Source organism: Paraclostridium benzoelyticum, assembly GCF_001006285.1.
In the GTDB taxonomy this organism is placed as follows: domain Bacteria; phylum Bacillota; class Clostridia; order Peptostreptococcales; family Peptostreptococcaceae; genus Paraclostridium; species Paraclostridium benzoelyticum.
In genome coordinates this window covers 1-12,041 of sequence record NZ_LBBT01000352.1, presented here as the reverse complement: position 1 = coordinate 12,041, position 12,041 = coordinate 1, and the positions used below count along the sequence as shown (strand labels likewise).

The following is a 12,041-nucleotide window of genomic DNA, read 5'->3' as shown; positions in this document are numbered from 1 at the left end:
TTTTACATATGGAGAAATTTATTAAAAAACAAAAAACTTTAAGTACAAAAGATAAGTTTACTATAACCCCAAATTTTAAAACTCCATTCATATCACCTGAAAATATAATTCATATAGGTGAGATTGCACAAAAATATAATGGTGTACTTAAAATTGGAACTAACCAAAAAATTTCAATAATAAATATTGATGAAATAAATTTACAAAGAGTTATAGACGATTTAAATTTTGATTGTGTTCCTAAAGGCAAAAACTTGCTGACAAATATAACAGTTTGTACTTCTAATTTTTGTAGAATGTCTAAATACCCTACAATAGGTATATATATGAAAATAGTAAATGAGTTTTACGGTATAGAATTACCTTCAAAAACTAAAATAGCAATATCTAGCTGTAAAAACTCATGTGTAAGTGCATATGTTAAAGATATAGGTATTTTAGCTGATTCAAATGGTAAGCTGTTTATAACTGTTGGAGGTTGTGCTGGAACTAATCCTAAATCTGGATATGTACTAGCATCTGACTTAGATGAAAAAAGCACATATAAACTTTTTAAAAGTGTTATTAACTATTATCAATCAAATGCTAATTCAAAAGAGAAACTTAGAGATTTTATAGATCGGTTAGGTTTTGAAAATTTTAAATCTAATCTGTAATATAAAAATTTACCTAACATAAAAAAGCCTGAAAATACCAATCTATTTTCAGGCTTTTTTATTAATATTTTAGTTTTCAGTCTCTTCCCCAGGTAAAAATAATAACCCTTTGTATATTATATTATTTTTGCTGTCTTCTAAACTCAATAACGTTTGTATCGATGCTAAAGTATCTGAATTTGCCACTCCTACTACTCTTTGCAAAATAATAAGTTCATAAAAATCATTATATATCTGCTTTGTAGGTAATATAGCACTTGGAGCATCTACATATGGTTCATATGTAGGCTTAACTTTACCATCAGGCGTATATATTAAATTTAAATAGTCTTTAGGTCTTGCAGCTAAATTTAATGAGTATTTATTTTCTCCACAGTTAATATTTAGCTTATAGTTTTCTTTATATGATGCTTGACACTTATTGTTATCATAAAATGAATTTTGATTGAAAATCTCTATTAACTTTCCATTTTCATATTTATATATAACCCCTATTTCAAATCCTCCAGATCCTCCAAACCCGCCTCTTACCATTATGTCTGATCTATTGTTTCCAGTAAAATCCCCTAAAAAAAGTTGCATATCATATCCGCTATATGGAAAATCAATTGATATAGAATTTCCATTTTCTTGATTTAAAACAATCTCTATTTCATCTACATAAGAACTCTCCTTATACGGTGAAATGCCTACTAAAATCACATCATCTTTTGAATTTTCCCCAGTTATATTGCCATTTGCAAAATCTACCATAACTTTTTCAGTTGAATTTTTCATAGTTATCCTCCAATTAGATTTTTCAATTATATTATTTTATGTTATATAATTTTTTTAGTTACTATAAAAATTTGCTACCATTAATACAACTGAATTCTAATTTGCTCAAATATTAAATACTACAATTTCTGGAGAATTTAAAAACCTTAACGGAATGCTTGTCATGCCAATCCCGCTGCTTACATACATTTTTGTACTATCATTTATTCCTACATCCTTTTCTGAGTATAACCCTTTAACATATTTATGTGCTCCTACTGGAAGTATTTTATCTGTTAGAAATGTTATAGTTACTTGACCTCCATGTGAATGCCCACTTAGAATAAAATTCTCGCTTGAAGATGTCATTAATTCTACAACATCTGGTTCATGAGTTAATACTAAATTGAATTTATTTTCTTCAATTTTGTAATCAGATTTTTTAGTATTTCCAAGCAAGTAATCATCATATCCGATTATGTTTAAGTTTAAATCACTTATATATGAACTTTCGTTTTTTAGAACTTTAAATCCACCTCCATTCATAAATTTTTCATATACTCTAGAAGCTCCACCTCCATAATCGTGATTTCCAAACACGGCATATTTCCCATATTTTGCTTCAATTTTACTTAAACTCTTCTGAAGACTATCAGTATCTAGTAAAGAGTAATCCCTTGCATAATTATCTAAAAGATCGCCTCCAAATATAACAATATCTGGATTTTGATTATTTATCTTTTTAACTATCTTATCTATATTACTTTGAGAGTATAGTTTCCCAAAATGTGTATCTGTAAAAAATACAACCCTACAAGCTTTTATATCTTTAACTTTCAAATCTATATTTTTAACCCTTAACATAGAAGGCTCTATGTATCTTGCGTATGAAAACATAAGCAAACATATAATAATTGTTAAAATTATTAGTTTAAATATTTTGTTTAGTAATTTCAAATTCTCTCTCCTTTTTTATTGCCTTTTAATAAATATAAATTTATCATTTTTATATTACATATATGTTACATTTCAATTATAAAAAAAGCTGTAAATAGTTTATATTTTCATAAATCTATTTACAGCCTTAATATAATTGAACTAAATAATTCCTAGTTTATTTTTTACCTCAGGTAGATTTTTCATAAATGTAGAATAAAAATCTTTACCTTCTTCTATTTCAACACGATAGCAGTTATCTAATAAGGTTTTATTAATTTCCTCAATTTCTTTTTCATCTCTCACAAACTTTAAGCGGAAAGTTAGTGCTTTAATAAACTTATACCACTCTAATATAAATTTCTTATTCTCGTCGTAATTATCAATTCCTACCCATTGACTTACTTTTATATCCTTTAAATCTTCTTTTGGACAGTTTCCTATCTGCAAGAAATACTTAAAATCATCATCTTTATATACTCTTCCAAGGGGAAATAAGCGACAAATATTCGGGCGTTTAGAGTGAATAGTGCATCTTCCTTCTTTATTTAAAAAGCTACAGTTTTTGTTATCATCATTCATTTTTAAATATGGCAATAAAATTTTATTATTTTGACGTAATTCAATGTTTTGTCCTACTAGTTCATCAAATTCAACTCCTAAGTATGTAACCATTTCATATACATCAAAAGGCGTAAGAACTACTAATTCTCCAACGTCACGACAGCAATCATTACATCCATCACAACCACATGTATCTGCTTTTACTATATCTTCAATATCATATAATTTTCCATCTGAAATTTCTTCTAGTATATTTATAGATCTCATTTACTTTTTCCTCTTTCTTTTTTAGCTTTGTCTAAAATACTTAATAATTACTATTATACTAAAAATTTACTTACAACTTAATATATTTTCTATTTATTCAAAAGAAAATATCATTATTTTAATTCAATTTTAAAGCTTAAATAAATCTCCTTATTACTATAATTTAGTCCGTTTCTATATTGACAGTTTTGCAATAAAATTATAATATCAATAGGGTTATAGTTTTTTTATATTTGGATAATCATAAAATTAAAATAAAGGATGATAAAAAATGACAGAACAAAATTTAAGCTTGATTGATGAAGTTAAAAGAAGAAGAACTTTCGCAATCATTTCCCATCCCGATGCAGGAAAAACCACATTAACTGAAAAGTTTCTACTATATGGTGGAGCAATTCGTGAAGCAGGATCTGTTAAATCAAGAAGATCTCAAAAACATGCAGTATCTGACTGGATGGAAATTGAAAAACAAAGAGGTATATCTGTTGCATCAAGTGTTCTTCAATTTGAATATAACAACTTTTGCATAAACATTCTTGACACACCAGGACATCAAGATTTCAGTGAGGATACTTATAGAACTCTTATGGCAGCAGACTGTGCAGTAATGGTTATTGACTCTGCTAAAGGGGTTGAGGAGCAAACAAAGAAATTATTCCACGTTTGTAAAATGAGAGGAATTCCAATTTTCACATTCATAAATAAAATGGACCGTCAAGGAAAAGACCCATTTGAACTACTTGAAGATATTGAAAATGTATTAGGAATTCGTTCTTGCCCAGTAAACTGGCCAATTGGTTCTGGTAAAGAATTTAGAGGTGTATTTAACCGTCATAAAAATCAAATAGAATTATTTGATGATGGTAACCACGGACAATCTATTGCTAAGTCTATAACTGGAGAGGTAACTGATGAAAAATTCAATACTTTATTAGGTGATGCTCTTCATGAAAAATTACTAGAAGATATAGAACTTTTAGATATAGCTGGTGATAATTTTGATTTAGATAAAATATTAAATGGTGAATTATCTCCTGTATTCTTCGGAAGTGCCCTTACTAACTTTGGTGTTGAACCATTTTTAGAGTCATTTTTAGAGATAACACCACCACCTATGCCTCGTAGCAGTAACTTAGGTGATATAGACCCTAATTCTGATAACTTCTCAGGATTTATATTTAAAATCCAAGCTAATATGGACAAAGCTCATAGAGATAGAATCGCATTCCTTAGAATTTGCTCTGGTAAATTTGAAAAAGGCATGTCAGTAAATCATGTTCAAAGAAATAAGAAGATAAAACTTTCTCAACCACAACAGTTTGTGGCACAAGACCGTGTTATAATAGATACAGCTTATCCAGGAGATATTATAGGTATACACGACCCAGGTATATTTAATATTGGTGATACTTTAAGTGAAAAACAATCAAAGCTTGAGTACACTGGTATACCACAATTTGCTCCTGAACATTTTGCAAGAGTTTCTACAAAGAATGCTCTTAAGCGAAAGCAATTTGTAAAAGGTATTACACAATTAGCAGAAGAAGGTGCTATACAAGTATTCAAACAACCTAACTTTGGTATGGAAGAACTTATAGTAGGAGTTGTTGGAGTCTTACAGTTTGAAGTTTTAGAATATCGTCTAAAGCAAGAGTATGGTGTTGAGATGATGATGAATACACTATCTTACCGTTATATACGTTGGATTGAACCTGAGACTTTCAATTCAGATAAGCTTTCGATGACAATGGATACAATACTAGTTGAAGATAAAAATAGAAATCCAGTATTGTTATTCCAAAATGAATGGTCTATTAGACATCTTCTTGAAAGAAATGAAGGTTTAGTTTTAAGAGAAACTTCTTTATAAATATTAATCCCCCTACGTCTGATTTTTTTACATAGGGGGATTAATTTTATATTGTTCATACATTCTCTATGTTTTTGAAAATATATTTTTTACAAAGCTTTTTCTACTTTTACAGCAATGCTTGCAGGCAATGTATTTTTAAGCTTCCACACAATATTTATAGGTTTGCTACCACTATAACTTACTATATCTGCTGGTCCTAAATAAATATACGGAGAGGTGATTCCATCTTCTCTTTTATTTTCTCTCACAAATAGCAATATATTGTTATTTGTATTAATGTGATTTACATACCTTTGTCCCGTAGGCGAATCTATACTTGTCCTACTTTGACTTTGCCAATTAAATAATTTATCATTTATAGCATAATCTTCATACATAGTAGATGGAGAAAAATGTTTTTCGACTTTATTTAAAGTTATTAAAAATATATCTGTTTTTATTTCTTCAATATATAAAACACCTTCTCTAAGAGGATATTGTTTATCTATAGTATTTTTCCCAAATGCTGCTAATATTTGCTCTTTAGTATAAGTTGAATGAACTTCTAAATTACTTTCAAATTTAAGTCCATCACTTAATGTTTTTACATTTATATGATTTAAGTTGTATTTAAGTACCTCTAAAATTTCTTCATACATTAATCTATTAGAATACAATCTTTTTAAAAACTCAATTATATTGTTTATACCTAATTCTTTAGGGCTCTTAGTATACAAGGTATAATACAACATAAGTAACATTTGCTCTTCACTACCAGTTAAATTCGCAATTTTATTTTCATTTTTATAATTTTGTAATGTTTCTATCCAAAATTTAAGAAGTCTTACAGAATCAGTATTTGTAAGTCTAATCATTCCACTACTTAAACACTTTTCATCTATATCAAAAAACTCTTCTTTAATTTTTGCATTTACACAAAGTCTATAAAAACTATTTTTAGTTTTGTAAATTTCTTTTAATGTTATATTATAAAATTCTATAAAGTTTTCTAAATTTAATTTTTTACCACTTTCAATTTCAAAAGTTTTAATTTTATTTGTTATAGTTGTTTTATTATTTATAAATGAATTAATATTTCTTAATATATATTCCTTAGCTTGCTTCTCCATATGAAGATGACAACCCTTAGGTAGTGTTATAAATCCATTTTCTATTTCTTCTTTTAGAGCTTTTCCTTTTTTTCTTGCTATTGATGAGAACTTTTCATAAAAGTTATAATTTTTATGTGCTTGTCCTACATAATCAAGTACTGTTAAGCATTCTTTGTTATCACTAAGTCTAAGTCCTCTTCCTAGCTGTTGTAAAAATACAGTTAAGCTTTCAGTAGGTCTTAAAAATAGTATTGTATTAACTTCTGGAATATCTACACCTTCATTATATAAATCAACTACAAAGGCAAATTTGTACTTTCCGTTTATAAGGCCTGATTTTGCTTTATCTCTTTCATCTTTAGTGGTTTTTGAACTTATGGCAACTGAAGGTATTTTTTTATCATTGAAATAATTAGCCATGAAATTTGCATGTTCTATACTTACGCAAAATCCAAGTCCAACTACTTCATCAATATCTGATATATAATCATGTAAGCTTCTAATGACTAAGTCTGCTCTTTTCTTAGAATTTAACTTATCTATTGTAAGTAATTCTGTAAGTTCTTTATTGTCATACCCACCTTTTGACCATTTAAGTTTGCTTAAGTCAAGTTCATCACTTATACAAAAATATTGAAATGTAGATAATAACTTTTTATCTATAGCTTCACATAATCTCATTTCACTACTTATTTTTCCATCAAAATATTCTAAAACATCTTTTCCATCCATTCTTTCAGGTGTTGCAGTAAGACCTAATAATACCTTAGGTTTAAAATGTTCTAATATCTTTTGATAACTAGGTGCACTTGCATGATGGAATTCATCTATTATTATAAAATCATAAAACTCTTTATCTAAACATTCATCAAACTTCTTAGAATTAAATGTTTGTATAGTCATAAATACATGATCTATATTATTAGGTGTAAAATTACCACTATATAATCCCCCAAAATTTCTATCTCTTAGTATTGTTCTAAAAGTTTTAAGACTTTGTGATAATATATCTTCCCTGTGTGCAATAAATAGTAATCTATTTACTTTACCTTTATTTTGACTTTTAAAATTTTTATAATCAAATGCAGATATAACAGTTTTTCCAACTCCAGTTGCTGCTACAACCAAATTTTTATTGTGCCCTAGTACATCTCTTTCAACACTTAAAGTATCTAGTATTTCTTGCTGATAATGATAAGGTCTAACATCAATATTAACTATATCGTTATTTTCATTTTTCAACTCACTTACTCTAGCTTTTTTTAGTTCCGTTTTTAATTTTTCTTCATCTTCTTCTGTAAAAGTTTTAAATTCTTCATCATTAAAATAACTTTCAAATGTAGCTTTAAATTTATCCACTATGTTTTTAGAATCTTTTTCGCTAACTTTCATATTCCATTCAAGACCTGTTGTCATTGCATCTTTTGATATATTCGATGACCCAATGTATGCTGTAGTAAATCCTGTGTTCCTATGAAACATATAACTTTTAGCATGTAGCCTTGTTCTTTGTGTATCATAGGATATTTTTACTTCTGTATTTGGAAGTTCTGATAAAAACTTTATGGCTTTAAATTCACTTGCTCCCATATATGAAGTAGTTATTATTCTAAGTTTTTTAGTTTGTGTATGTTCTATAAGTTCATCTTTAATAAGCCTCAGTCCACTCCATCTTATAAAAGATACTAATATATCTATATTATCACTACTTAATATTTCTCTTTTTAATTCACTTATTAAATCTGGTTCATTATTAGAATTTGTAAATAAATAGCTTTGTGATATAGGGGTTAGTGGTCTTATATTATTGTTTTTTATTTTAGATTTATTTATTTTTTCTTCTACACTTAATAATATTTCTCCATCTTTATGTATGTTATTTTCTTTTATTTCTTTATCTTCTACTTGCTCAGATAAATAATTTATTATTTGATTACATACCTCAATTTGTTTATTTATATCTTTGTTTTTAATTAGATTTAAGCTTTTTTTAGTTACTTCTTGTAAATATTTAGAAAGAATTACTTTAGCTTCTTCTTTTTCTATTTCCTCTTTAAATATATTTATTTCATCTTCCCTAATTTTAAGTTCTTCATGTATTTTATTAGATATTACTTGTTCATATATCCCCTTTTTAATTTTCATTTCCTACCTCTTATTTTAATTATTATTAAAAAAATCTTTTTCCTACTCCTTCTATTCTTAAAATAGAATCAATAATATCCTCGTCTTCTGAGATTATATCACAATACCCTTCATGAGATGATGTACTTATCCAACTTTCATCACCATTTATAAAGCATAAATCTTCAGGTAATTCAGGTTGCTCCCAAGAAAATAATGAATCAACTTCTTCTTTTAATACATTTTTAGAATTGTCATCTATTTTATAATAATAAACTTTAGCGGTTGACTCAGTTAACATAGCACTTGGCCATTCCGATTGTTCTTTCATATCTATTAATGAACTTTCTAATTATTTTAGAACATTTATTAGATTGTCACTTGAACTCATATCATTTCTTTCAACCAATAAAAACTTATCAGATAAACTTGTTACCAAATCTATAAACTCCTTATATTCTGTAAAAATTCGCTTCGCTTGAGCGACTACGTCTGCGAACCACTTCATAAGTTTTCCACAAATATTCGTTAATCATAAATTCTTAAGCGTAAAAATTAGGATTAGAGTTTCTAAAGCACATATGCCCTACTCTAATCCTATTTATTTTCCATTTATATATTAACTTGTCACTTTAGACTATATAATACTTAAAGCAACTTAATTAGCTCTTCTAAATCTTGACATAAAACTTTTGCAAGTTCAAAATCCATATCTCTTAAAGCTTTTGATATTTTTGTTTCAACTAATTTTTTCTTTTCTTCAATTTCTAGATAGTCTCTATCAAAATGGTTAGCATAAATCATTTTTCTAAACTTTTTCATACTAACTTTTCTGATTTTCTTATCTTCAATCATTAAAACATAGTCCATGCAATTATTTATAAATTGGTAATCATGAGAAACCATTAAAATTGCACCATTATAATCTTTTATAGCTTTTTCAAGCGCTATTTGAGAATAAGTATCTAGATGACTTGTTGGTTCATCTAAAAGTAGCATATTTGCCTTAATATATGACACCTTAGCTAATTGAAGAATATTTTTTTCTCCACCAGATAAATCTTTTATTTTTTGTTCAATAGCATCTTGCCCAAAACCATAATTTGAAATATATCTTCTAACATCTCTACGATTTTCAAATCCTAGCTCAGAAAATTCTTTAAATATCGTGTTAGACTCATCTAAAATTTCTGATTGTAACTGAGATAAATAAGCTATCTTAATATCATCATTTATTTCAATTGATTTATTATTATTTTTGAATATTTCTCTAAGTATAGTTGTTTTACCAACCCCATTTGTACCAACAAGTGCTACTTTATCATTAGATTTAATTTCAAAATTAACATCTTCTAAAAGAACTTTATCAAAAGCCATTCTATAATCACTAACTTTTAAAGCAATAGTTTCTTCTATTTCGTTATCAGTGTCTAATTTAATATTTGGTTGTTTAATATCTACAAACGGGGCTTTAATTCTACGAGCTTCTAATCTTTCTTGTATTTTAACTCTAGCTTTTAAAGCTCTTCCGTTAGAAGCTTCAGCATTATAAGTTGCTCTTTCTCTTAGCTTTTGGATTAAAGCTTCATTTCTCTCAATTTCTTCATCATCAGCAATAGATAATTCTTGTAATTCAATTTTAGTTTGAAGTAATGAGAAATTATAATCAATATATCTTCCATCAAATTCTTGAAGTTGTGCATTTTCAAGGTGTATAATTTTATTAAAACAATGATTAAGTAGATATCTATTATGTGTGATAACTAGTATTGTTTTCTTGTGAGAATTAATTAAATTCTTTAGAGCATTAAGATTCTCAAAGTCTAAAAATACATCTGGCTCATCCATAATCATCAAGTCAGGATTATTAAGCATTTCCTTAATTATTTGGATAAGTTTAAATTCTCCTCCACTAATTTCAGATAACTTTTTATCTTTATGATTACCTAAGTTTGCAAGATTTAGTTTTCTATTAATATTACTTTCATAATCATCACCATCAATTGCATCAAATGCATCTAAAGCTTCTTGGTACTTTTCTAAAAGCGCATCAATATCCGAAGATGTTTCCATTTCAGTACATATAGATGAAATTTTTTCTTGTAATTTTATAAATTCTTCTGCTATATATTCAAAAACTGTAGTTTCTTTGCTTTTATTTTCTTGTAAGAACTGACTTACATATCCAATTTTGAAGTTTGGATCTATTTCTAATGTACCATCATACAAATATCTTTCTGGATCCATTATTATATCTATAAGTGTACTTTTTCCACTCCCACTAGCTCCTATGAAAGCACAGTGTTGACCTTCTTCTAATGTAAATGAAATATTATTGTATAGATCTTTGTTTGGAAATGAGTAGGACAAGTTGTCAATTTTTATCATATTTATTACCTCTCTTTATCATTTAAAAAGAGCTTAAGTAAATAAGCTCTAGTATATATCAAATCCCAATTTTAAAATTGATTTTATATATAATAACGACATTCTTTTTAAATTTTCTTTTGATAGAATACCATTTTTTAAGACTTATTTCAATGCTTTTATATTGAAACTCTACTTGTTTAGTACATTTATAAACTTACCATTAATTATATCTGAATTTTCAATTTATTTTTCAAAGTTATAAATTCAATTATTATGACCATTTTTTCATCATATAATCACAGTTTAATATAATCCTAAAGTTTTATCTTGTATATTTATAAAATCACTTAATTCATCCAAAGATGTGGTTATAAATTCATATACTAAATATTTTGGATTTATTATATCTATTAGTTTTTTTATTTTTTTATTTGTAAATGGCTTATGCTCGTCTATTTTTAATATATGAAAAATTATATCCTTAATCATTTCACTATAATTAATTTCTAAATTTTCATATTTTGAAATTTGATTTTTAACATATTTTGAAGAGATAGATTTACTTAAATGAATTCCTTTTATGTAACTTTTTAAATCTCCTAACTCATCTATAATCTCTAATAAATAATCAATTCCCTCTTCTTCTGTATCTATGTTTAAATTTGTATTAAGTAAATGGCCTGTATCTAGCATAAATCCTTTATTTTCATATTCTATACTTTCAATAAAATATTTTGCTAATTTTTTATCTACCATTCTAAGCCCTGGCCACCATAAGTTTTCAAAAAGTATTGTTACCCCTGTATCTAAATCTTTAAATATTTCATTTACTAACTCAATAGACGCATCTATTACATCTTTATCTGTATATGTAAAGTTGTAGTTGTAACAATGTTTTAGTTTTGTATTAGATACATGAAAGACTACATATTCGGCATTTAGCCTTTCTGCTAATTTTATTTCTTCTTTATATTGATTTATTATTGCCTTTTTATCACTTCCACCATAATTGTTTATTATACCTTCTACACTATCAAAGTCTTCTAACATACCTTTCTTATTTCCATTCCAAAAATCTATCCAAATAGGGAAGTGTTTTAAATGTATTCCTTTTATTCTATTTTCAGGTATTAATTCTTCACTATATCCTGATGGTGCAAATAATTCTATTGCATCTATATTATGTTTTTTTAAAAATTTATTTATATTCTCACAGTTGTTATTATACCTGTCCATATCGTAACTATATGTAGATAAATTAATAATTTTTAACAATTTTAAAATCCCCCTATAAACTTAATTTATTTCATTTGTGTATAAATCAAAACTTTTTATATTTTTTAATAACGTCCTATTATCTATAAGTCAATAAAATTTTAATTTTATAATATCCTAATTGTATAA

Annotated in this window: 10 protein-coding genes; 2 read left to right on the top strand and 8 right to left on the bottom strand. The window is 26.7% G+C overall.

The genetic code is table 11. The features are described from left to right. Positions 1 to 656: nitrite/sulfite reductase domain-containing protein (locus tag VN21_RS16885; protein WP_152650844.1), on the top strand; the 656-nt coding region annotated here is incomplete at its 5' end. Positions 657 to 725: 69 nt separating this feature from the next. On the opposite strand, the gene VN21_RS16880 is transcribed toward VN21_RS16885, so the two are convergent. From VN21_RS16880 to VN21_RS16870, 3 genes are all read right to left on the bottom strand, one after another. Further along, positions 726 to 1,433, bottom strand: a complete 708-nt coding sequence (locus VN21_RS16880) for a hypothetical protein (protein WP_046824291.1) — start codon at positions 1,431 to 1,433, stop codon at positions 726 to 728. 105 nt (positions 1,434 to 1,538) lie between these two features. Then, entirely contained in the window at positions 1,539 to 2,369 is an 831-nt protein-coding gene (locus tag VN21_RS16875) for a metallophosphoesterase (RefSeq protein WP_046824290.1), read from the bottom strand. 141 nt (positions 2,370 to 2,510) lie between these two features. Further along, complete coding sequence (locus VN21_RS16870) at positions 2,511 to 3,179, bottom strand: YkgJ family cysteine cluster protein (RefSeq protein ID WP_046824289.1); 669 nt, start codon at positions 3,177 to 3,179, stop codon at positions 2,511 to 2,513. Positions 3,180 to 3,450: 271 nt separating this feature from the next. Here VN21_RS16870 and VN21_RS16865 point away from each other — a divergent pair, with 271 nt between their 5' ends. Further along, complete coding sequence (locus VN21_RS16865; protein ID WP_046824288.1) at positions 3,451 to 5,049, top strand: peptide chain release factor 3; 1,599 nt, start codon at positions 3,451 to 3,453, stop codon at positions 5,047 to 5,049. 89 nt (positions 5,050 to 5,138) lie between these two features. Here the strand turns inward: VN21_RS16865 and VN21_RS16860 are convergent, their stop codons facing one another. The 5 genes from VN21_RS16860 to VN21_RS16845 all read right to left on the bottom strand — a co-directional run bounded on the left by VN21_RS16860 (position 5,139) and on the right by VN21_RS16845 (position 11,912). Then, the gene (locus tag VN21_RS16860) at positions 5,139 to 8,288 is read right to left on the bottom strand and encodes a DEAD/DEAH box helicase (protein ID WP_046824287.1); all 3,150 of its coding nucleotides are present in this window, start codon (positions 8,286 to 8,288) and stop codon (positions 5,139 to 5,141) included. A 25-nt stretch (positions 8,289 to 8,313) separates the two neighbouring features. Then, positions 8,314 to 8,598, bottom strand: coding sequence for a hypothetical protein (locus VN21_RS18960; protein WP_200898170.1), 285 nt, complete (start codon positions 8,596 to 8,598; stop codon positions 8,314 to 8,316). Between the two features lie 21 nt (positions 8,599 to 8,619). Beyond that, positions 8,620 to 8,775: a hypothetical protein gene (locus VN21_RS18955; RefSeq protein WP_200898169.1), complete on the bottom strand. Its 156-nt coding sequence runs from the start codon at positions 8,773 to 8,775 to the stop codon at positions 8,620 to 8,622. Positions 8,776 to 8,915: 140 nt separating this feature from the next. Then, on the bottom strand, positions 8,916 to 10,655 hold the full coding sequence (locus VN21_RS16850) for an ABC-F family ATP-binding cassette domain-containing protein (RefSeq protein ID WP_046824286.1): 1,740 nt from the start codon (positions 10,653 to 10,655) through the stop codon (positions 8,916 to 8,918). Between the two features lie 285 nt (positions 10,656 to 10,940). Beyond that, the gene (locus tag VN21_RS16845; protein WP_046824285.1) at positions 10,941 to 11,912 is read right to left on the bottom strand and encodes a TIM barrel protein; all 972 of its coding nucleotides are present in this window, start codon (positions 11,910 to 11,912) and stop codon (positions 10,941 to 10,943) included. Positions 11,913 to 12,041 lie beyond the last annotated feature (129 nt).

Bases quoted from the DNA above. Each gene is read 5' to 3' on its own strand.
- VN21_RS16880 (WP_046824291.1), bottom strand. From the start codon at position 1,433: ATGAAAAATTCAACTGAAAAAGTTATGGTAGATTTTGCAAATGGCAAT.
- VN21_RS16870 (WP_046824289.1), bottom strand. From the start codon at position 3,179: ATGAGATCTATAAATATACTAGAAGAAATTTCAGATGGAAAATTATAT.
- VN21_RS16865 (WP_046824288.1), top strand. From the start codon at position 3,451: ATGACAGAACAAAATTTAAGCTTGATTGATGAAGTTAAAAGAAGAAGA.
- VN21_RS16860 (WP_046824287.1), bottom strand. From the start codon at position 8,288: ATGAAAATTAAAAAGGGGATATATGAACAAGTAATATCTAATAAAATA.
- VN21_RS18960 (WP_200898170.1), bottom strand. From the start codon at position 8,598: ATGAAAGAACAATCGGAATGGCCAAGTGCTATGTTAACTGAGTCAACC.
- VN21_RS18955 (WP_200898169.1), bottom strand. From the start codon at position 8,775: ATGAAGTGGTTCGCAGACGTAGTCGCTCAAGCGAAGCGAATTTTTACA.
- VN21_RS16850 (WP_046824286.1), bottom strand. From the start codon at position 10,655: ATGATAAAAATTGACAACTTGTCCTACTCATTTCCAAACAAAGATCTA.